This window comes from Rhodanobacter sp. FDAARGOS 1247, from assembly GCF_016889805.1.
Taxonomy (GTDB): domain Bacteria; phylum Pseudomonadota; class Gammaproteobacteria; order Xanthomonadales; family Rhodanobacteraceae; genus Rhodanobacter.
In genome coordinates this window covers 1,329,853-1,348,898 of record NZ_CP069535.1, presented here as the reverse complement: position 1 = coordinate 1,348,898, position 19,046 = coordinate 1,329,853, and the positions used below count along the sequence as shown (strand labels likewise).

The window sequence follows — 19,046 nt, the reverse complement described above, 5'->3', positions numbered from 1 at the left end:
GAGTTTGTTGAAGAGTGTGGCCCGGCGTGGCCGGCCGGATTCCTGTGCTCACGGACGAGTGCAAGGATTCAGGTCAGCCATTCATGCACGGTGATGTCCCATCCGCCGCTGATGTGCGCCGGGTCGTTGTGCGCGATGGCCGTCGCCTGCGCCATGTCGCTGGCACGCAACACGTAGGCACCGCCGGACTTGTCGCCGAAGCCGCCGTAAAGCTCGACCTGCCCCTGTTCGCGCAGGCCCTCCAGATACGCCCGATGCAGCGGTAGTACGGCAGGGTCGAGATGGGGGCGGCGCATCAACAGGATCAGGTAGCGGTTCATGGAAGGTCTCCCTCAAGCCGAGGCAATGCGCTCGCGCCAGGCGCGCGTGCGGGCCAGGATCGCGCCGGTGTCCATGTCCACCAGCTCGCGCGCGGCGAGCTTGCGCACGCCGGCAATCCACACGTCGCTGACCTGGTGCCGACCCGTCGCATAGACCAGCTGCGAGATCACGTGGAACATCGGCTGGGTCTCCAGGTCACTCAGCCGCACGGCGGCGAAGTCCGCCTGCTTGCCCACCTCGATCGAGCCGATCTTCGCTTCCAGTCCGATCGCCCTGGCGCCGTTGAGCGTGGCCGCGCGCAACGCGAAGGCCGCATCGAACGCGGCGGCATCGCCGGCGACTGCCTTGGCCAGCAGGGCCGCGGTACGCATTTCGCCGAACATGTCCAGGTCGTTGTTGGAAGCGCAGCCATCGGTGCCGATCGCCACGTTGACGCCGGCGGCGCGCAGCTTCTCGGCGGGGCAGAAGCCGGAAGCCAGCTTGAGGTTCGACTCCGGGCAGTGCACCACCGACACGCCGGCGGCCGCACACGCGGCGATCTCGCCCTCGGTCAGCTGGGTCATGTGCACCGCGACCAGCCGGTCGTTGACCAGGCCCAGCTTCTGCAGGCGCTGGAACGGTCGCAGCCCGCTCTTGGCCTTTTCGTCCTCCACCTCCTGCGCGGTTTCGTGGGTGTGCAGGTGGACCGGGATGTCGAGCTGGTCGGCCAGCACGCGGATGCGCTCGAAGCTTTCGTCCGACACCGTGTAAGGCGCATGCGGCACGAACGCGGTGGTCAGCAGGCTGTCGCCGAGGAAGCTGTCATGCACTTCGCCGGCGCGCTCGAAGTACTCGTCCTGGGTTTTCGCCCAGGCGGTGGGAAACTCGATCACCGGCAGGCCGACCACCGCGCGAAAACCCAGCTTGCGGTAGGTGGCGCCGATCACGTCGGGGAAGAAATAATTTTCGTTGGCGCAGGTGGTGCCGCCGCGCAGCATCTCGGCCACCGCCAGCTCGACGCCGTCACGCACGAACTCCGGACCGATCACCTTGGCCTCGGCCGGCCAGATGTGCTGCTGCAGCCACACCATCAGCGGCAGGTCGTCGGCCAGGCCACGCAGCAGGGTCATCGGATTGTGCGTGTGGCTGTTGACCAGGCCGGGGATCAATGCGTGCTCGCCCAGCTCGACCCGCTCGCGCGGCGCATAGGCCGCGCGAGCGTCGGCGATCGGCAGCAAGGCCACGATGCGGTCGCCGTCGACCGCCACCGCGTGATCCTCCAGCACCACCGCATGCGGCTCCACCGGCACCACCCAGCGTGCCTCGATGATCAGGTCGACGGGTTGCGGATGGGACTGGCTCATAGTTCTGCTCCATGCAGCGGCTGCTGTTGAATACGACATGGGGCGGCACACCTTGCGGCGCCCGCCCCATTCGCTTTGTCGGTCATGCCGGTGGGCATGTCCGCCTTGACCAGCGACGGGAGCACGAGGCTCCCATCACTCACTTGACGCGGCTGTCGTATTCGCCGGTGCGGGTATCGACCTTGATGACTTCATCCTGGTTGACGAACAGCGGCACGCGCACCACGGCTCCCGTCTCCAGCGTGGCCGGCTTGCCGCCGCCGCCCGAGGTGTCGCCGCGCACGCCCGGATCGGTCTCGACGATCTTCAGCTCGACGAACTTCGGCGCCTGCACCGCGACGATGCCGCCGTTGAACAGGGTGACCACGCACTCCTCCTCGCCCTTCAGCCACTTCCACGCATCGCCCATGGCAGCCAGCGAGGCCGGCACCATCTCGAAGGTTTCCATGTTCATGAAGTGCCACACCTTGTCCTTGCCGATGCCGTCGATGAAGGACAGCTGCATGTCGGTGTCGGTGGCGTCCGCTTCCTCGAACGAGTCGCTGGACTTCAGCGTCTGCTCGGTGGTGCGGCCGTCCTTCAGGTTGCGGATGCGGATGCGGGTGAACGCCTGACCCTTGCCGGGCTTGATGAAGTCCGCTTCGGTGATGATCCAGGGATCGCCGTTGTGAAGGATCTTCTTGCCCGTTTTGACGTCGTTGAGGCCAAGGGTCGCCATGCGCTATCTGCTCCGGAGTCGTTTTCGCCCGAGGGGCGGCTAAAATGGGTGTCTGTCACGGGCGTCACCGCCCGATCCAAGGCCCGACATGATAACCGCAAGCCCCCATTCCCGCCTATCGTCCGCCGCAACCGGCTGGCGCGAACTGTGGCGGGACGCCATCACCGACCCCGGCGAGCTGTTGCAGGCGGTCGGCCTGGGCCACCGCACCGATCTGCTGCCGCCGGATGACGCCGGTTTCGCCCTGCGGGTTCCGCGTGGCTTCGTGGCGCGGATGCGCCGCAACGACCCGACCGACCCCCTGCTGCTGCAGGTGCTGCCACAACGGGCCGAACACGACCAGGTCGAGGGTTTCACGGCCGACGCGGTGGGCGACATGGCGTCCAGGGCCGGACAGGGCTTCCTGCACAAGTACGACGGCCGCGCCCTGCTGATCGCCAGCGGCAGCTGTGCGGTGAATTGTCGTTACTGCTTCCGCCGCCACTTTCCCTATGGCGAGGAGATCGCCGCCGCCTCGCAGTGGCGCGACGCCTTGGCCCGGCTCCGGGCCGACCCGTCGATTCGCGAACTGATCCTGTCCGGCGGGGACCCGCTGGCGCTGGCCACCCACAAGCTGGACGAACTGGGCTGCGGTCTGGCTGTCTTGCCCCAGGTGATCCGCCTGCGCATCCATACCCGCCTGCCGGTGGTGCTGCCCGAGCGGATCGACGAGGAATTCGTGAGCTGGCTCGGCGCCCTGCCGCTGCAGAAGGTGGTGGTGCTGCATGCCAACCACGCCAACGAATTCGATGCCGACGTCGATGCGGCCTGTGACCGGCTGAAGGCGGCCGGCGCCACCCTGCTCAACCAGTCGGTGTTGCTGCGCGGGGTCAACGACGACGCGGACGCGCTGGCCGCCCTGTCCGAGCGGATGTTTGCCGCCGGCGTGCTGCCGTACTACCTGCACCAGCTCGACCGCGTGCAGGGAGCCGCCCATTTCGAGGTCAACGATTCCCGCGCCCTCGCGTTGATGGAGGCCCTGCGCGCCAGGCTTCCCGGCTACTTGGTGCCGCGGCTGGTCCGCGAAGTGGGCGGCGATACGTCCAAACGCCCCCTGTGAGACCTCCCGCCGTCACCTTTAGGCGGCTTGCTGCTGGCGGCTGCTGGCGGAATCCGTTACAAACACGAATGGCCCAAGGCCATGTCCGAACCCCGAACCGCCCGCGATGATCACCGGACTGCAGCACGCCCCATGAAAAAAGAATATGTCATCAAGATCCTCTTCGTCGAAAGCTCGCTCGAAGAGGCCGAACAGATCATCAGCCTGTTGCGCAACAGCGGCATCGCCGTGCGGCCCGCACGCGCCACCAATGTCGAGCAGATGCAGGCGGCGGTGAACGAGCTGGAGCCGGACCTGGTGATGTTCGACCCGGCCGTCACCACGATCAGCCTGGACGAGGCGATGAAGGTGCTGGACGCTTACGGGCGTGACTTTGCACTGCTGGCCCTGGTCAACGAGATGGAAAGCGAACTGGTCGCCAACCTGTTCGTGCATGGCGCCCGCGGCGTCGCCTCGCGGAACCATCCGAAGCAGCTGATCGCCGTGCTCAAGCGCGAATTCGACGCGCTGCAGACGCGCCGCCAGGTGCGCTGGCTGCACACCGCGCTGCGCGAGACCGAGCGCCGCTGCGACGCCCTGCTCGACTCCTCCACCGACGCCATTGCCTACGTCCACGAAGGCATGCATGTGCGTGCCAACCAGTCCTATCTGGACACCTTCGGCTACGACAGCTTCGACGACCTGCTCGGCCTGCCGCTGCTGGACATGGTCGACGCGGCGAACGCCGACGAGATGAAGGCCTTGCTCAAGGGACAGGCACACCAGGGCAAGTTCCCCGCGCAGCTCACCTTGCGCGCGCGTCGCGCCGACGAGACCCGCTTCGACGCCACGGTGGAATTCACCCCAGCCACGTTCGAGGGCGAGCGCTGCCTGCAGATCGTGTTCCGCCGCCAGATGGTCGACCCCGCCGTGATGGAGCAGCTCCAGCGCGACCCGGTCACCGGGCTGTACAACCGCTCGCACATGCTGGCGCAGGTGGACGATGCGGTCACCGCCGCGGCCAAGGGCAAGAAGGGGCAGTCGCTGCTGCTGATCGAGCCGGACAACTGGGCCTCGCTGGTCAGCGGCATCGGCCTGGGCAAGGCCGACGAGCTGCTGTCCGGCTTCGCCGACCGCATCCGCATGCTGCTGGGAGCGGACGACGTGGCCGGCATGCTGGCCGAACACACCCTGGGTGTGCTGCTCGATTCACGCACCGACGAAGACGTCCGCGAATGGATCGCCAAGCTGCAACACAGCATCAGTAGCGAGATCTTCGACGCCGGCAGCCGTTCGATCACGGTCACCGCCAGCGTCGGTGGCAGCCTGCTCGGCGAGAAGAACGCCAACGCGGAATCGCTGCTCAACCAGGCCAGCCATGCGTTGCGCACGGCGCAGAGCCTGGGCGGCAGCCAGGTGGAACTGCACGACCCGGCGGCGCGCGAAAAGGCGGATGCGGAAAAGGACCGTCACTGGCTGGAACTGCTGCAGAAGGCACTGACCGGAGAGGGGCTGGTGCTGTATCACCAGCAGACGATCAGCCTGCAGGACGTCGAGGGCGAGTATTCGGAAATCCTGCTGCGCATGAACGGCCCGCAGGGCGAGGTTCTGCCGGGCTTCTTCATGCCGATCGCCGAGAAGCACAACCTCACCGCGGCCATCGACCGCTGGGTGCTCGACCAGGCCATCACGGCCCTGCAGCAACGCGAAAAGCAGGGCCAGCAGACCACCTTCTTCGTCAAGCTCACGGCCGCCTCGCTGCAGGATGAAAGCCTGCTGCCGTGGCTGGGCCAGCGGCTGGGCCAGGCGGGGCTGAAGCGCGGCCAGCTGGTGCTGGAGATGACGGAAAGCAAGATCATGACCCTGCTGCGTCCGGCGCAGGAATTCCTCAAGGGCTGGAAGAAGATCGGCGGACGCTTTGCACTGGAGCAGTTCGGTTCAGGCCTCAACTCGTTCCAGTTGCTCAACCACATCGATGCGGACTATCTGAAGATCGACCGCAGCTACATGGCCGACCTGCCGCAGCATCCGGAAAGCCAGAAGAAGATCACCGAGATCTGCCAGCAGGCCCACGAACTGAAGCGTCAGACGATCGCCGAATGGGTCGAGGACGCGACCAGCACCTCGCTGCTGTTCGCCTGTGGCGTGGACTTCGTGCAGGGCAACTTCCTGCAGATCCCGCAGCGGCTGGACTGAAGCGGCTGCTCGCCGGGGCATCCCGGCGGGCTCTGGGCAGGCGGCAGGCAACAAAAAACCCGCGGAGCGATCCGCGGGTTTTTCATGCGCAACCGCGCAGTGCCGGAATTACTCGGCGGCGGCAGCAGCAGCGGCGGCAGCCTTGGCGCTCGCCTTGGCGGCAGCGGCGGCGGCCACGTCTTCCTTGATGCGCGCAGCCTTGCCTTCCAGACCACGCAGGTAATACAGCTTGGCGCCGCGGACCTTGCCCTTGCGCTTGACCGACACCGAGTCGATGGCCGGGCTATGCGCCTGGAACACGCGCTCCACGCCGGTGCCGTGCGAGATCTTGCGCACGGTGAAGGCCGAATGCAGGCCGCGGCTGCGCCGGGCGATGACGATGCCTTCGAAAGCCTGCACGCGCTCGCGATTGCCTTCCTTCACCTTGACGTTCACGACAACGGTGTCGCCGGGGCCGAATTCCGGCAGCTGGCGGGTGATCTGCTCGGACTCAAACTGTTCAATGATCTTGTTCATGGCGCACCTGTCGGTTCACTTAAATCGAAAGCAATGTTGCGGTCACTCGACCGCATCGTCTTGCCGTGATTGTCCCCGCAGGGGATGTTCACGACGGAATTCATCCAGCAAGGCCCGGGAAGCTGCATCCAGTCCATGCCGTGACAACAAGTCCGGGCGGCGCAACCAGGTCCGTCCCAGCGATTGCTTGAGGCGCCAGCGGGCAATCGCCGCATGGTCACCGGACAGCAACACCTCCGGTACCGAACCCAGTGCATCCTGCACCGGTTTTGCATAGTGCGGGCAATCGAGCAATCCATTCGAGAATGAATCCTGCTCGGCCGATGCCGCGTCATTCAACGCGCCATCCTGCAAACGCCCCACCGCGTCGATGATCACCGCCGCGGCAAGCTCGCCGCCGGACAGCACATAATCGCCGATGGAGAGCTCCTCGTCGACCTCGTGCGCCAGCAGACGCTCGTCCACACCTTCGTAACGCCCACAGAGCAGGCCGATGCGCGGCAGTTTCGCCAGCGCCTCCACCCTGCCCTGCGTCAGCCGCGCTCCCTGCGGACTGAGATAAACCAGATGCACCGGCTCCGGTGCCGCCTCACGCATGGCCTTCAAGGTCGTGCGCAAGGGCTCGATCATCATCACCATGCCCGGACCGCCGCCATACGAGCTGCTGTCCACGCTGCGATGCCTGTCGGTGGCATGGTCGCGCGGGTTCCAGGTTTCCACCTGAAGCAGCTTGCGCTGCTGCGCGCGTCCCACCACACCGACCTCGGCACACTGGCGCACGAAGTCGGGAAACAGGCTGACGACGTCGATGCGCATGATCCTTGACCCTTTAGTCCGCAAAAAACGGCGACGTCAGAATTCGGGATCCCAGTCCACCACCATGCGCCCTGCGGACAAGTCCACCGAACGCACATACGAACCCTGGATGAAGGGGATCAGGCGCTCGCGCGCACCGTCCCGGACCACCACGACATCATTGGCACCCGTGGCGAACAGATGACTGACCCGCCCCAGCTGCACATCCTGCGTGGTGACGACCTCGAGTCCCTCGAGATCGACCCAGTAATACTCGTCCTTCGCCGGAGGAGGCAGCTGCTCACGGGCGACATGGATGTCGGTACCGATCAACGCCGCCGCCTTTTCCCGATCGTCGATCCCGGGCAACTGGGCAACCATGCCCTTGCCCTGGAGGCGACCCTTCGCTCCGGTGATCTCCAGCTCCGCACCGGGCGCTGCACCGAGCAGCCACGGCTGGTAGTCGAAGATCCGCATGCGCGGCTCGGCCCAGGATTCGATCTTGAGCCAGCCCTGCACGCCATACAGCCCGACGATGCGCCCGATCAGGACGCGTCGACCGGCCGTTGTCACGTTCAGGCAGCCTGCTGCTTGCCGGCTTCCTTGACCAGGGCAGCGACCTTGTCGGTCAGCTGGGCGCCCTTGCCAACCCATTCCTTCACGCGCTCGACGTTCAGCTCAAGGCGCTTGTCCTTGCCCGACGCAACCGGGTTGTAATAACCGACGCTCTCGATGTTGCGGCCGTCGCGCTTGCTGCGCTGATCGGTCACGACAACGTGGTAGAACGGACGGCCCTTGGCGCCACCGCGCGAAAGACGAATCTTGACCATGGTAAAACTCCAGAATTGCCGAACCGGCGGCAGGCACACGAGAGCCGTGCGCGGTAAACGGGGCATTTTAGCGGTTTTTCGGGAAAAGGGAAGGGCTTCGCGAGTACCCCATCACTACGCCGCCATTCCCGCGAGGCGGTTTCGGTAGAGCGTCCGGCGACCCTCAGCGCATCGGCGGCAAACCGCCGCCCATGCCGCCCATGCCCTTCATGGCGCCACGCATCTGCCGCATCAGGCCCTTGGTGCCGCCCTTGGACAGCTTGGACATCATTTTTTCCATCTGCATGTACTGCTTCAACACCCGATTGACGTCGGCCGGCTGGGTGCCGGAGCCGCGCGCCACGCGGGCGCGGCGCGAGCCGTTCAGCAGATCGGGGTGACGGCGTTCTTTCTTGGTCATCGAATTGATGATCGCGATCATCTTGTTCATCTCGCCGTCGTTGACCTTGGACTTGACGCTGTCCGGCAGGCCGGACACGCCGGGCAGCTTGTCCATCAGGCCGGCCAGTCCGCCCATGTTGCCCATCTGCTCCAACTGGTCCTTCATGTCGTTCAGGTCGAAGCGCTTGCCCTTCATCACCTTCTGGGCGAGCTTCTGCGCCTTGTCCTGGTCGACCTTGCGCTCGACCTCCTCGACCAGCGACAGCACGTCGCCCATGCCGAGGATGCGCTGGGCCAGGCGATCGGGATGAAACGGCTCCAGCGCGTCGCTCTTTTCGCCCGCGCCCAGGAACTTGATCGGCTTGCCGGTGACATAGCGCACCGACAGCGCCGCGCCACCGCGGGCATCACCATCGGTCTTGGTCAGCACCACGCCGGTCAGCGGCAGTGCCTCGTTGAACGCCTTGGCCGTGTTGGCAGCATCCTGGCCGGTCATCGAGTCGACCACGAACAGGGTCTCGATCGGGGTGATCGCGGCATGCAAGGCCTTGATCTCGGCCATCATCGCCTCGTCCACGTGCAGGCGACCGGCGGTGTCGACGATCAGCACGTCGACCACTTCGCGGCGCGCCGCGGCCACGGCGGCCTTCGCGATGGCCACCGGGTCCTGACCCGCCTCGGACGGGAAGAACTTCACCCCGACCTGCTCGGCCAGCGTCCGCAACTGCTCGATCGCCGCCGGACGGTAGACGTCGCAGCTGACCACCATCACCTTTTTCTTCTTGCGCTCGGTCAGCAGCCGCGCCAGCTTCGCCACCGTGGTGGTCTTGCCGGCGCCCTGCAGGCCAGCCATCAGGACCACCGCCGGAGGCTGCTGGGCCAGATTCAGCTCACTGTTGGCCGCCCCCATCACCACCGTCAGCTCGTCGCTGACCACCTTGATCAGCGCCTGGCCCGGCGACAGGCTCTTGACCACGTCCTGACCGACCGCGCGCACCTTGATCCGCTGGATCAGCGCCTGCACCACCGGCAGTGCCACATCCGCCTCGAGCAGCGCGATGCGCACCTCGCGCAGCGCCTCGCGGATGTTTTCCTCGGTCAGCCGGCCGCGGCCACGCAGGCGGTTGACGGTGGTGGAAAGACGTTGGCTGAGCGACTCGAACATGGCGGAACCGGCAAACGGGAAAGGGGCGATTATAACGGACGCGGCGACCGCCTTGGCATGCAAGCCGGCAAGGGCCTGTGCGACACTGCCGGGCTATGACCACACACCTGCTTGCGCTGATCGCCATCGTGCTCTACCTCGCCGCGGCGGCGGTGCTCGCCCGTCCGCTGCTGGGCAGCGGCCAGCCGCTGAACCGGTTGGCACTTGGCCTGGCCGGGGGGGCCGTGCTGCTGCATGCCAGCATCCTGCTCGGCATTCACCGGGGCGCGCTGGACCTGCATTTCTTCGCCGCACTGTCCCTGGTCGCCTTCGTCGTGTCGGCGCTGACCTTGCTGGTGAATGCCTCGCGCCCGGTGGCCGCGCTGGGCGTCATCGTGTTTCCGCTGACCGCGGCGCTGGTGGCGGTGGACAGCTTCCTGGCCCCGCCCACCCTGCCGCAGTCGATGGACTGGCAGATCAAGCTGCATGTCACGGTGGCGCTGGTCGCTTTCGGCGTGCTGTCGATCGCCGCCGTGCTGGCGATCCTGCTGGCGATCCAGGAACGGGCATTGCGGCATCGCCAGTTCGGCCGCTGGTTGCGCGCATTGCCGCCGCTGACGCTGACCGAAACCCTGCTGTTCCGCCTGATCAGCGCCGGCTTCGTGCTGCTTTCGCTGACCCTGCTGACCGGCGTGCTGTTCGTCGACAACCTGTTCGGTCAGCACCTGGTGCACAAGACCGTGCTGTCCATCGTCGCGTGGCTGGTCTTCGGCGTGCTGCTTTACGGACGCTGGCGGCATGGCTGGCGCGGCTCGCGCGCGGTGAACCTGACCCTGATCGGCATGGCCGTGCTGGTATTGGCGTTCTTCGGCAGCAAGGCGGTGCTGGAGCTGGTGTTGCACCGCCCGGTATAGGCCGCGCTCAACGGCAGGCGTCGATCGCCTCGCTCAGCCGCTCCACGCCGACCACCTCCATCTCGCCGACCCTGCCGTTCTTCGGTGTGTTGGCCTTCGGCACGATCGCACGCCTGAAGCCGTGATGCGCCGCTTCCTTCAGGCGCTCCTCGCCGTTCGGCACCGGCCGGATCTCGCCAGACAATCCCACCTCGCCGAAGGTGATCATGTGCTCGGGCAACGGCCGATCGCGCAAGCTGGACAGCACCGCCAGCAACACCGGCAGATCGGCTGCGGTTTCCTGCACGCGGATGCCGCCCACCACGTTGACGAACACGTCCTGGTCGTACGCAGCCACGCCGCCGTGCCGATGCAGCACCGCCAGCAGCATCGCCAGGCGGTTCTGCTCCAGTCCCAGGGTGACCCGGCGCGGATTGCCCAGCGAGGACTGGTCGACCAGCGCCTGCACTTCGACCAGCAGCGGCCGGGTGCCTTCGCGAGTGACCATCACCGCGCTGCCCGAGGTCGGTCCCGTATGCGAGGACAGGAAGATCGCCGACGGATTCGGCACCTCGCGCAGGCCCTTGTCCGACATCGCGAACACGCCCAGTTCGTTGACCGCGCCGAAGCGGTTCTTGAACGCGCGCAGCACGCGGAAGCGGCTGCCCGATTCGCCCTCGAAGTACAGCACCGCGTCGACCATGTGCTCGAGCACGCGCGGGCCGGCGATGCCACCCTCCTTGGTGACGTGACCGACCAGGAACACCGAGGTGCCGGTCTCCTTGGCGAAGCGCGTGAGCTTGGCCGCGGATTCGCGCACCTGCGACACCGAGCCGGGCGCGGCGGTGAGCAGTTCGGTCCAGATGGTCTGGATCGAATCGATCACCAGCACCTTCGGCCGGGTCGTCATCGCCTGTTCGAGGATGCGTTCGATGCAGGTTTCGGCCAGCGCCCGCAAGGGGTCCAGCGAAAGGCCCAGGCGTTGCGCGCGCGAGGCGACCTGCGCCAGCGATTCTTCGCCGGTGACGTAGACGCTGGGCAACTGCAGGCCCAGGGTGCCCAGCACCTGCAGCAGCAGGGTCGATTTGCCGATGCCGGGATCGCCGCCGATCAGCACCACCGAACCCTGCACCAGTCCGCCGCCCAATACGCGGTCGAGTTCGCCGATGCCGGTCAGCGTGCGCGCCTCGGTGGTCGACATCACTTCAGTCAGTGGCGTGATCTTCGGCGAACCCGCGGCGGCGCCGGCATAGCTGGAACGCTGCGCGCCCACCGACGACTTGCCCGCCGTGGCCGGCTCCAGCACGATCGCACTGAGCGTGTTCCACACCCCGCACTCGATGCATTGGCCCTGCCACTTGCTGTGCTCGGCGCCGCATTCGGTGCAGACATAGGCGGTCTTGGCCTTGGCCATGAAAGTTTTCCAGCGGGATACGATGCGGGAAGCTTAGCCTGCGGCCATCGCAAACCGCGAGACGCCAACGCGCATGACGCCGTCAGCTTTCGTCTTCGAATGCGGACCGACCGATCAATGCTCGTCTTCGACGAACAGCACCCGGCGCGTCATGCCGCAGGTGAGGTCATAGGAAATCGTGGCCGATTGCGCGGCGATGATTTCCACCGGCAGCTCCGGCCCCCACAGCACCACGCGATCACCGATCTTCGCCTCCGGCGCGGTGCGCAGGTCCAGGGTGATCAGATCCATCGAGACGCGGCCGATCAGCGGCACCCGTCGATCACCGACCAGGACCGGCGTGCCCGCGGCGGCACTGCGCGGGTAGCCATCGCCGTAGCCGACGGCGGCGACGCCGATCGGCATGTCTTCGGGACAGGTCCAGGTGCCGTTGTAGCCGATGCGCTCGCCCTTGCCGACCGCGTTGATCGCGATCAATCGCGTCGACAGCGTCATCGCGGGACGGAAGCCGAAGTCTTCGCCGCTGCTGCCTTCCACGACGGACAAGCCATAAAGCAGGCCGCCCGTGCGCACCCAGTCACCCCGCGCCTCGGGCCAGCCGAGCACGGCGGCGGAATTGGACAGCGAACGTGGGCCGGCGAACATCTGCGTGGCCTGGTTGAAGCAGGCGACCTGCGCTGCCGTCTGCACGCCGCCGAACACTTCGGAGTCGGAGAAGTGGGTCAGCAGGCCGATTTCCGGATCGACACCCGTCATCGAGGCGAGTTGCGCGTGCACCTCAGCCACCCGTGCGGGCGCGAAGCCGAGCCGGTGCATGCCACTGTCGACCTTCAACCAGACGCGCAGGCGTCCGCGCGCGGCGTCGGCCCCGGCCAGCCACTGCAACTGGGCGTCATGATGGATCGCGGCATCCAGCTGGAGCCGCTGCATCTCGGCGATGTCACTGGCGCTGTCCGGACCGGACAGCACCACGATGCGCTGGCGGTGCCCGGCAGCGCGCAGGCGCAGGCCATCACCGAGCGCCGCCACGGCGAAGGCATCGGCCTCGCTGTCCAGCGCACGTGCGACCCGTTCCAGCCCATGCCCGTAAGCATCGGCCTTGACCACGGCCATCACCTGCGCCGGCGCAGCCAGCACCTTCAGCCGCGCCAGGTTGTGGCGCAGGGCGCCGAGATGGATGGTGGCGACGGTGGCGCGGCTCATCGTGGACGGGAGCGCAGCATCAATCGAATGAACCGACGAACGAGTCCGGTGCGTAGTTCTCGAACTTGGTGTAATGGCCGAGGAAGGTCAGCTTGCAGGTATCGGTGGGGCCGTTGCGCTGCTTGCCGATGATGATCTCGGCCATGCCCTTGTCCGGCGATTCCTTGTTGTAGTACTCGTCGCGGTAGATGAACATGATCACGTCGGCGTCCTGCTCGATGGCGCCCGATTCGCGCAAATCGGACATCATCGGGCGCTTGTCCGCGCGCTGTTCCAGCGAGCGGTTCAACTGCGACAGGGCGATCACCGGCACGTTCAGCTCCTTGGCAAGTCCCTTCAGTGAACGCGAAATTTCTGAAATTTCGGTGGCGCGATTCTCCTTGTTGCCGGGCACCTGCATCAGCTGCAGGTAATCGATCACGATCAGGCCCAGCCCGCCGTGCTCGCGGTGCAGGCGACGCGCGCGCGAACGCAGTTCCACCGGTGACAGGCCGGGCGTGTCGTCGATGAAGATCTTGGCCTCGGACAACAGGGCGATCGCGTTGGAGACGCGCGGCCAGTCCTCCTCCTCCAGCGTGCCGTTGCGCAGATGCTGCTGGTGGATGCGCCCGACCGACGAAATCAGGCGGAACGCCAGCTGCGACGAGGACATTTCCATCGAGAAGATCACCACCGCCTTCTTGCCGCGCATCGCGGCGGCCTCGGCGATATTCACGGAAAATGCGGTCTTGCCCATTGACGGGCGCGCCGCCACGATGATCAGGTCCGACGGTTGCAGTCCGGAAGTGAGGTTGTCCAGATCGATGAAGCCGGTGGAAATGCCGGTGAGCTGGCCGCGGTTCTCGTAGCGCTCGGTAAGCAGGCGGAAGGCGTCCTTCACCGCTTCGCGCATCGAGACGGAATCCTTCTTGCCCCGTGCGCCGGATTCGGCGATGTGGAACACCCGCTGCTCGGCGCTTTCCAGCACCTCCTGCACGCTCTTGCCTTCGGGCCGGTAGCCGTCCTCGGTGATCGAGGTGCCGGCGTCGATCAGCTGACGCATCACCGACTTCTCGCGCACGATCTCGGCGTAGGCGGCGATGTTGGCTGCGCTCGGCGTGCTGTTGGCCAGTTCGATCAGGTAGGCCGCGCCACCGACCATCTCGGCCAGGCCGTTGCTCTCGAACCAGTCGCCCAGGGTCACCGCGTCGCACGGCATGCCCTTGTTCGCCAGCTCGTTGATCGCACGCCAGATCAGCCGGTGATCCTTGCGATAGAAATCATCCTCGGCCAGCCGGTCGGCCACCTTGTCCAGCGCGTCCGGCGCCAGCATCAGGCCACCCAGCACCGCCTGCTCGGCATCGATGGAATGCGGCGGCACCCGCAACGCCTCGATGGCCGGAGAGGAAGGTTTGCGTTCGGGCACGAAAGACATGGACTGACCTCAGGAGAATTGCCCCACGGGCGGCATGCAATGCGCCGACGCTTCGTGGCTGCTCATACCGACACCATCATGCGCGGCGGCGTCTCGCCCGTCGAGACAACAAGTCTGTGGATAAGCTGGGGATGGATGGGGATAAGGCTTGAGCGCGGGAATGGGGATTCGGAAAGAGCAAGAAGCCACGGCAGCCTGGCTACCGCCATTCCCCACTCCCCACTCCCTGCCCCTCAAAAACAAACGGGCGCCTCGCGGCGCCCGGCTGCTTTCCGATGATCCGGAACTTACTTGTCGCCGACCACGATCACCTTGGCGGTGGTCTGGACGTCGGCATGCAGGCTGATCACGACGTCGAATTCGCCGGTGTTGCGCAGCGGACCTTCGCCCAGGATCACTTCGTTCTTGTGAACTTCGTGACCTGCGGTGGTCAGGGCCTCGGCGATGTCACGCGGGCCAACCGAACCGAACAGCTTGCCTTCGGCGCTGGCATGCGCGGTGATCGTCACCGACGCGTCGGCCAGCTTGGCCTTGCGTGCCTCGGCCTCGGCCAGGGCGGTGTTGGCCTTGGCTTCGTATTCGGCGCGACGCTGTTCGAACGCAGCCAGGTTGGCGGCGTTGACGCGAACGGCCTTGCCCTGCGGCAGGAGGAAGTTGCGACCGTAGCCCGGCTTCACGGTGACCTTGTCACCGAGCGTGCCGAGGTTGCGGACTTTCTGCAGAAGAATGAGTTCCATGATGCTTCTCTTTTCGTTAGCGCCGGTGTGGCCCGGCGCAGCCAGAGGACGGGTGTCCGAAGAGCGGGGATCGGGGATCGGGGAACGGGAAGGCTGGCGCGATGCCAACGTTCCCCGTTTCCTGCTCCCCGCCCCTGACGTGTCTTAGACGTCGTGGTTGTCGGTGTACGGCAGCAGCGACAGGAAGCGGGCGCGCTTGATCGCGGTGGCCAGCTGGCGCTGGTAGCGCGCCTTGGTGCCGGTGATGCGGCTCGGCACGATCTTGCCGTTCTCGGTGACGTACTGACGCAGGGTGTTGAGATCCTTGTAGTCGATCTCCTTCACGTCTTCGGCAGTGAAGCGGCAGAACTTGCGGCGGCGGAAAAACTTGGACATGGCTGTGCTCCTGATCAGTCGTCGCTGTCGCGATCGTTGTCGCGGTCGTCACGACCGCCGCGGCCTTCGCCATCACCCTCGTCGTCGCGACGACGGGTGGACTTGGCGTCATCCTTTTCCTTCGACTTCAGGATGAAGGACGGCTCGATGTCAGCCTCGTCACGACGGACCACCAGATGGCGCAGCACGGCGTCGTTGAAGCGGAAACCCGACTCCAGCTCGTTCAGCGCGTTCTGGCTGACTTCGATGTTGAGCAGCACGTAATGTGCCTTGGCCAGGTTCACGATCGGGTAGGCCAGCTGACGACGGCCCCAGTCTTCCAGACGGTGGATCTTGCCGCCGTCGGTCTCGATCAGCGCCTTGTAGCGCTCGAGCATCGCGGGGACCTGCTCGCTCTGGTCCGGATGGACCATGAACACAACTTCGTAATGACGCAGGGTCATTGTGGGTTGACTCCTTGTGGATGCGGCCTTGCGGCCTCGCAGCCTCCCGCCGTTGCGGTGAGGCAAGTGTCCTGCCGGCACCTGTTGGGGTGCGGACAGAAGCGGAATTGTACGGTGCCGGCGGAGGCCGGCGCAAGTCATTGATGAAACAGGGCTGGCGCCGGGTGCAGAGCGGGAACCGGCCAGTCAGACGCAGCCCCTGGCCTGGCTCAGCTGACCGTGAAGCTCTCGCCACAGCCGCAGGCGCCGGTGGCGTTCGGGTTGTGGAACACGAAGCTGGCATTCAGGCCCTGCCGCTGGAAGTCGATCACGGTGCCATCGACCAGCGCCAGACTCTTGTCGTCGACGATCAGCGGCAGGCCGTCCACCTCGACCACCCGATCCCCCTCGCCCATCGACTCGGCCAGGTCCACCACATAGGCGAAGCCGGAGCAGCCGGTACGCTTGACGCCGAAACGCACGCCGGCAGCGGCCGGGGTGGCCGCCAGGAAGTGGCGCATGCGCTCGTTGGCGGCGGAAGTGATGGTGATGCTCATGACGGCAGATCGAACCTCGGAGTTGACCCGGAAAGTCGCAGCACGGGCGGCAGCTACATTATCATGGCGGTTTGCTCCCATGCGCTGGCGCGCAGGGAACACTCATCCATTACACGTCCAGATGCGGCGTGGCAGCAGGAGTTTCAACCGATGGCCGTGGTCAGTGTGAAGCAGGCTCTTTCCGGCAAGCTCGACGCCGGCAGCACGGTGACGGTACGTGGCTGGGTGCGCACGCGCCGCGATTCCAAGGCCGGCCTGTCCTTCGTCAACGTCACCGACGGCTCCTGCTTCGATCCGATCCAGGCCGTGGTGCCGGCCACCCTGGGCAACTACGAGAGCGAGGTGAAGCACCTCACCGCCGGCGCCGGCGTGATCGTCAGCGGCACCCTGGTGCCGTCTCAGGGCAAGGGCCAGAGCTTCGAACTGCAGGCGGACGAGGTGATCGTCACCGGCCTGGTCGACGATCCGGAAACCTATCCGATCCAGCCCAAGCAGCACAGTATGGAATTCCTGCGCGAGGTCGCCCACCTGCGCCCGCGCACCAACCTGTTCGGCGCGGTGACCCGGGTGCGCCACACGATGATGACGGCGATCCACCGCCATCTCACCGAGCAGGGCTTTTTCTGGATCAACACGCCGATCATCACCACCTCCGACGCCGAGGGCGCCGGCGACATGTTCCGGCTGTCCACCCTGGACCTGGCCAACCTGCCGCGCACGAGCGACGGCAAGATCGACTTCCGCAAGGATTTCTTCGGCCGCGAGGCGTTCCTCACCGTGTCCGGCCAGCTCAACGTCGAGGCGTACTGCCTGGCGATGAGCAAGGTGTACACCTTCGGCCCCACCTTCCGCGCCGAAAACTCCAATACCGCCCGCCACCTGGCCGAGTTCTGGATGGTCGAGCCGGAGATCGCGTTCGCCGACCTCACCGCCGACGCGGACTGCGCCGAGGCCTTCCTCAAGGCGATCTTCAAGGCCGTGCTGGACGAACGCGCCGACGACATGGCGTTCTTCGCCGAACGCGTGCAACCGGACGCGATCAGCCGGATGGAGGCGTTCATCGCCAAGCCCTTCGAGCGCATCGACTACACCGACGCGATCGAGATCCTGAAGAAGTCCGGCGAGAAATTCGAATACCCGGTCGCCTGGGGCATCGACCTGCAGACCGAGCACGAGCGCTACCTGGCCGAGAAACATATCGGCCGCCCCGTGGTCGTAATGAACTACCCCGAGGCGATCAAGGCTTTCTACATGCGCCTGAACGACGACGAGAAAACCGTGGCGGCGATGGACGTGCTGGCGCCGGGCATCGGCGAGATCATCGGCGGCAGCCAGCGCGAGGAACGACTCGACTACCTCGATCGGCGCATGGTGCAGTTCGGCCTCGACCCGGCCAGCTACGGCTGGTATCGCGACCTGCGCCGTTATGGCACGGTACCGCATGCCGGCTTCGGCCTCGGCTTCGAGCGCCTGCTGGTCTACATCTGCGGCCTGTCCAACATCCGCGATGCCATCCCCTACCCCCGCGCCGCCGGCACGGCGGAATTCTGAGCAAACCCGTCGCCATGCAGCTTCGACTCCCCGCCCTCATCGCCACACTGTTTTTCAGCGTCCTGCTGGGCGGCTGCCACACGGCCAAGTCCCTGCTGCCGCCCAACCTGCGCCCGCCGTCGGAGAACACCGGCGACGCGCTGAAGCTGGCGCAGGCGCAGCTGATGCAGGCCAGCCCCTGCTGCAGCAGCTTCGCCGATTTCTCCTACCGCAGCACGCTGCCGTGGGAACCGCAGAAATTCGTGCTGGGCAGCGGCAGCATGGTCGCCAACCTCAACGGCACGCAGAGCTACTTCCTCGCCTTCCGGCTGCCGATCGGCGTGAAGCTGCCCTACCAGGTCGCGCTGAAGTCTGAGTTGAACGGCCGCTGGCTGCACGCCAGCTACCTGTTCGCGCCCACCGCGGTGCTGCTGGACGAAGCGTTCCAGCCACTGCGTTCGGAAGACATCGGCCTGTGCGAGCACATGGGCTGGAGCGACGAAACCACCGGCGCGTTCGGCAGCCTGAAGATCGACAACGCGAAGGCGCGCTACCTGCTGGTCTACAGCTCGGCCGAGCAGCAATCCGGCAAGACCTACTGGGAGCAGTCGCCCGCCTCGATCTCGACCTCGACCGCCGCCTCGCTGCAGATGAACTCCACCGGCAGCTTCAGCATTCCGCACGGCCCGGATGGCACCTTGTGGGTCGGCCTGATGAACAAGACGTATGAGAAGGCGCTCGACAATGCGGTGTGCAAGAAGGCCGCGAAGGGCGATGGCGTGTTGAACACCTTGCGTACCGCACTGCCCCTGCCCTGGGCCAGTAGCAACAACACCAGCCGCCACAGCAGCCCGCCATGATCATCCTCTATCTTGGCCTGCTGGCCTGCGGCGTCGGCCTGTTCGTGCTGTCGTACGTGGCCCCGTTTCGCGTCGCCGCGCTCCTGCGCCAGCGCTACCCGCAGCATTGGCAGGTCATCACCGATGCCGCCGGCGGCCGCCTCTCGGGCTTTCGTACCTGGGCCAGCATGCAGCAGGTACTGCGCTCGCCGGCGCTGCCGGCGCTTGGCGATGTGGCGATCAACCGCTGGCAGGCGATCTGGCGCTACAGCCAGTGGCTGGGTTGGGCCTGCTGGCTCGGCGCGCTGGCGATGCGTCTGTGGCTGCACTGACTCGCGGA

General features: G+C 66.0%; 21 protein-coding genes. 6 read left to right on the top strand and 15 right to left on the bottom strand.

Going from position 1 to position 19,046, the window contains the following annotated elements; all coding sequences use genetic code 11:
• Window positions 1-68: 68 nt before the first annotated feature.
• From I6J77_RS06010 to efp, 3 genes are all read right to left on the bottom strand, one after another.
• Complete coding sequence (locus I6J77_RS06010; protein ID WP_056717208.1) at window positions 69-320, bottom strand: YciI family protein; 252 nt, start codon at window positions 318-320, stop codon at window positions 69-71.
• Between the two features lie 12 nt (window positions 321-332).
• Window positions 333-1,664 (bottom strand): TRZ/ATZ family hydrolase, encoded by a 1,332-nt coding sequence (locus tag I6J77_RS06005; protein WP_056765520.1) that lies wholly within the window; start codon window positions 1,662-1,664, stop codon window positions 333-335.
• 139 nt (window positions 1,665-1,803) lie between these two features.
• Entirely contained in the window at window positions 1,804-2,382 is a 579-nt protein-coding gene (efp, locus tag I6J77_RS06000; RefSeq protein ID WP_007804756.1) for an elongation factor P, read from the bottom strand.
• Between the two features lie 88 nt (window positions 2,383-2,470).
• Here efp and epmB point away from each other — a divergent pair, with 88 nt between their 5' ends.
• Both epmB and I6J77_RS05990 read left to right on the top strand, forming a co-directional pair.
• Window positions 2,471-3,481: an EF-P beta-lysylation protein EpmB gene (epmB, locus tag I6J77_RS05995; protein ID WP_204110918.1), complete on the top strand. Its 1,011-nt coding sequence runs from the start codon at window positions 2,471-2,473 to the stop codon at window positions 3,479-3,481.
• Window positions 3,482-3,613: 132 nt separating this feature from the next.
• The gene (locus tag I6J77_RS05990) at window positions 3,614-5,656 is read left to right on the top strand and encodes a GGDEF and EAL domain-containing protein (RefSeq protein ID WP_204110917.1); all 2,043 of its coding nucleotides are present in this window, start codon (window positions 3,614-3,616) and stop codon (window positions 5,654-5,656) included.
• A 108-nt stretch (window positions 5,657-5,764) separates the two neighbouring features.
• Here I6J77_RS05990 and rplS read toward each other — a convergent pair whose 3' ends face one another.
• The 5 genes from rplS to ffh all read right to left on the bottom strand — a co-directional run bounded on the left by rplS (window position 5,765) and on the right by ffh (window position 9,343).
• Window positions 5,765-6,172, bottom strand: coding sequence for a 50S ribosomal protein L19 (rplS, locus tag I6J77_RS05985; RefSeq protein ID WP_056717212.1), 408 nt, complete (start codon window positions 6,170-6,172; stop codon window positions 5,765-5,767).
• A gap of 42 nt (window positions 6,173-6,214) precedes the next feature.
• A complete protein-coding gene (gene trmD, locus I6J77_RS05980; RefSeq protein WP_056717213.1) occupies window positions 6,215-6,988 on the bottom strand; it encodes a tRNA (guanosine(37)-N1)-methyltransferase TrmD in 774 nt (257 codons plus the stop codon).
• 36 nt (window positions 6,989-7,024) lie between these two features.
• A complete protein-coding gene (gene rimM, locus I6J77_RS05975; protein WP_007804751.1) occupies window positions 7,025-7,540 on the bottom strand; it encodes a ribosome maturation factor RimM in 516 nt (171 codons plus the stop codon).
• 2 nt (window positions 7,541-7,542) lie between these two features.
• On the bottom strand, window positions 7,543-7,797 hold the full coding sequence (rpsP, locus tag I6J77_RS05970; protein ID WP_056717214.1) for a 30S ribosomal protein S16: 255 nt from the start codon (window positions 7,795-7,797) through the stop codon (window positions 7,543-7,545).
• A gap of 163 nt (window positions 7,798-7,960) precedes the next feature.
• Window positions 7,961-9,343: a signal recognition particle protein gene (ffh, locus tag I6J77_RS05965; RefSeq protein WP_204110916.1), complete on the bottom strand. Its 1,383-nt coding sequence runs from the start codon at window positions 9,341-9,343 to the stop codon at window positions 7,961-7,963.
• Window positions 9,344-9,438: 95 nt separating this feature from the next.
• On the opposite strand from ffh, the gene I6J77_RS05960 reads away from it, so the two are divergent.
• Complete coding sequence (locus I6J77_RS05960; RefSeq protein WP_204110915.1) at window positions 9,439-10,236, top strand: inner membrane protein YpjD; 798 nt, start codon at window positions 9,439-9,441, stop codon at window positions 10,234-10,236.
• A 7-nt stretch (window positions 10,237-10,243) separates the two neighbouring features.
• Here I6J77_RS05960 and radA read toward each other — a convergent pair whose 3' ends face one another.
• The 7 genes from radA to I6J77_RS05925 form a co-directional block, all read right to left on the bottom strand.
• Complete coding sequence (gene radA / locus I6J77_RS05955) at window positions 10,244-11,629, bottom strand: DNA repair protein RadA (RefSeq protein ID WP_204110914.1); 1,386 nt, start codon at window positions 11,627-11,629, stop codon at window positions 10,244-10,246.
• A gap of 114 nt (window positions 11,630-11,743) precedes the next feature.
• Window positions 11,744-12,832, bottom strand: coding sequence for an alanine racemase (gene alr / locus I6J77_RS05950; protein ID WP_204110913.1), 1,089 nt, complete (start codon window positions 12,830-12,832; stop codon window positions 11,744-11,746).
• A gap of 19 nt (window positions 12,833-12,851) precedes the next feature.
• Entirely contained in the window at window positions 12,852-14,246 is a 1,395-nt protein-coding gene (locus I6J77_RS05945; protein WP_204110912.1) for a replicative DNA helicase, read from the bottom strand.
• Between the two features lie 287 nt (window positions 14,247-14,533).
• Window positions 14,534-14,983, bottom strand: a complete 450-nt coding sequence (rplI, locus tag I6J77_RS05940) for a 50S ribosomal protein L9 (protein WP_056717220.1) — start codon at window positions 14,981-14,983, stop codon at window positions 14,534-14,536.
• A gap of 144 nt (window positions 14,984-15,127) precedes the next feature.
• Window positions 15,128-15,358, bottom strand: a complete 231-nt coding sequence (gene rpsR, locus I6J77_RS05935) for a 30S ribosomal protein S18 (RefSeq protein WP_007081973.1) — start codon at window positions 15,356-15,358, stop codon at window positions 15,128-15,130.
• A gap of 14 nt (window positions 15,359-15,372) precedes the next feature.
• Window positions 15,373-15,801: a 30S ribosomal protein S6 gene (gene rpsF / locus I6J77_RS05930; RefSeq protein WP_007804738.1), complete on the bottom strand. Its 429-nt coding sequence runs from the start codon at window positions 15,799-15,801 to the stop codon at window positions 15,373-15,375.
• A gap of 209 nt (window positions 15,802-16,010) precedes the next feature.
• Window positions 16,011-16,337: an iron-sulfur cluster assembly accessory protein gene (locus I6J77_RS05925; protein ID WP_056765495.1), complete on the bottom strand. Its 327-nt coding sequence runs from the start codon at window positions 16,335-16,337 to the stop codon at window positions 16,011-16,013.
• Window positions 16,338-16,487: 150 nt separating this feature from the next.
• Between I6J77_RS05925 and asnS the strand changes: the two genes are divergently transcribed.
• The 3 genes from asnS to I6J77_RS05910 are packed head-to-tail and all read left to right on the top strand — an operon-like array spanning window position 16,488 to window position 19,038.
• Window positions 16,488-17,888: an asparagine--tRNA ligase gene (gene asnS, locus I6J77_RS05920; RefSeq protein WP_204110911.1), complete on the top strand. Its 1,401-nt coding sequence runs from the start codon at window positions 16,488-16,490 to the stop codon at window positions 17,886-17,888.
• A gap of 14 nt (window positions 17,889-17,902) precedes the next feature.
• The gene (locus tag I6J77_RS05915) at window positions 17,903-18,727 is read left to right on the top strand and encodes a MalM family protein (RefSeq protein WP_056717223.1); all 825 of its coding nucleotides are present in this window, start codon (window positions 17,903-17,905) and stop codon (window positions 18,725-18,727) included.
• On the top strand, window positions 18,724-19,038 hold the full coding sequence (locus tag I6J77_RS05910) for a hypothetical protein (RefSeq protein WP_056717224.1): 315 nt from the start codon (window positions 18,724-18,726) through the stop codon (window positions 19,036-19,038). The genes I6J77_RS05915 and I6J77_RS05910 overlap by 4 nt, the downstream gene beginning before the upstream one ends.
• Window positions 19,039-19,046: the final 8 nt, after the last annotated feature.

What these genes read in the sequence shown, in the direction of transcription:
- efp (WP_007804756.1), bottom strand. Translation starts at nt 2,382, where the DNA reads ATGGCGACCCTTGGCCTCAACGACGTCAAAACGGGCAAGAAGATCCTT.
- radA (WP_204110914.1), bottom strand. Translation starts at nt 11,629, where the DNA reads ATGGCCAAGGCCAAGACCGCCTATGTCTGCACCGAATGCGGCGCCGAG.
- I6J77_RS06010 (WP_056717208.1), bottom strand. Translation starts at nt 320, where the DNA reads ATGAACCGCTACCTGATCCTGTTGATGCGCCGCCCCCATCTCGACCCT.
- I6J77_RS05915 (WP_056717223.1), top strand. Translation starts at nt 17,903, where the DNA reads ATGCAGCTTCGACTCCCCGCCCTCATCGCCACACTGTTTTTCAGCGTC.
- I6J77_RS05990 (WP_204110917.1), top strand. Translation starts at nt 3,614, where the DNA reads ATGAAAAAAGAATATGTCATCAAGATCCTCTTCGTCGAAAGCTCGCTC.
- asnS (WP_204110911.1), top strand. Translation starts at nt 16,488, where the DNA reads ATGGCCGTGGTCAGTGTGAAGCAGGCTCTTTCCGGCAAGCTCGACGCC.
- I6J77_RS05925 (WP_056765495.1), bottom strand. Translation starts at nt 16,337, where the DNA reads ATGAGCATCACCATCACTTCCGCCGCCAACGAGCGCATGCGCCACTTC.
- rplS (WP_056717212.1), bottom strand. Translation starts at nt 6,172, where the DNA reads ATGAACAAGATCATTGAACAGTTTGAGTCCGAGCAGATCACCCGCCAG.
- rpsR (WP_007081973.1), bottom strand. Translation starts at nt 15,358, where the DNA reads ATGTCCAAGTTTTTCCGCCGCCGCAAGTTCTGCCGCTTCACTGCCGAA.
- I6J77_RS05910 (WP_056717224.1), top strand. Translation starts at nt 18,724, where the DNA reads ATGATCATCCTCTATCTTGGCCTGCTGGCCTGCGGCGTCGGCCTGTTC.
- I6J77_RS05960 (WP_204110915.1), top strand. Translation starts at nt 9,439, where the DNA reads ATGACCACACACCTGCTTGCGCTGATCGCCATCGTGCTCTACCTCGCC.
- rpsF (WP_007804738.1), bottom strand. Translation starts at nt 15,801, where the DNA reads ATGACCCTGCGTCATTACGAAGTTGTGTTCATGGTCCATCCGGACCAG.
- trmD (WP_056717213.1), bottom strand. Translation starts at nt 6,988, where the DNA reads ATGCGCATCGACGTCGTCAGCCTGTTTCCCGACTTCGTGCGCCAGTGT.
- I6J77_RS06005 (WP_056765520.1), bottom strand. Translation starts at nt 1,664, where the DNA reads ATGAGCCAGTCCCATCCGCAACCCGTCGACCTGATCATCGAGGCACGC.
- rplI (WP_056717220.1), bottom strand. Translation starts at nt 14,983, where the DNA reads ATGGAACTCATTCTTCTGCAGAAAGTCCGCAACCTCGGCACGCTCGGT.
- I6J77_RS05945 (WP_204110912.1), bottom strand. Translation starts at nt 14,246, where the DNA reads ATGTCTTTCGTGCCCGAACGCAAACCTTCCTCTCCGGCCATCGAGGCG.
- ffh (WP_204110916.1), bottom strand. Translation starts at nt 9,343, where the DNA reads ATGTTCGAGTCGCTCAGCCAACGTCTTTCCACCACCGTCAACCGCCTG.
- rpsP (WP_056717214.1), bottom strand. Translation starts at nt 7,797, where the DNA reads ATGGTCAAGATTCGTCTTTCGCGCGGTGGCGCCAAGGGCCGTCCGTTC.
- epmB (WP_204110918.1), top strand. Translation starts at nt 2,471, where the DNA reads ATGATAACCGCAAGCCCCCATTCCCGCCTATCGTCCGCCGCAACCGGC.
- alr (WP_204110913.1), bottom strand. Translation starts at nt 12,832, where the DNA reads ATGAGCCGCGCCACCGTCGCCACCATCCATCTCGGCGCCCTGCGCCAC.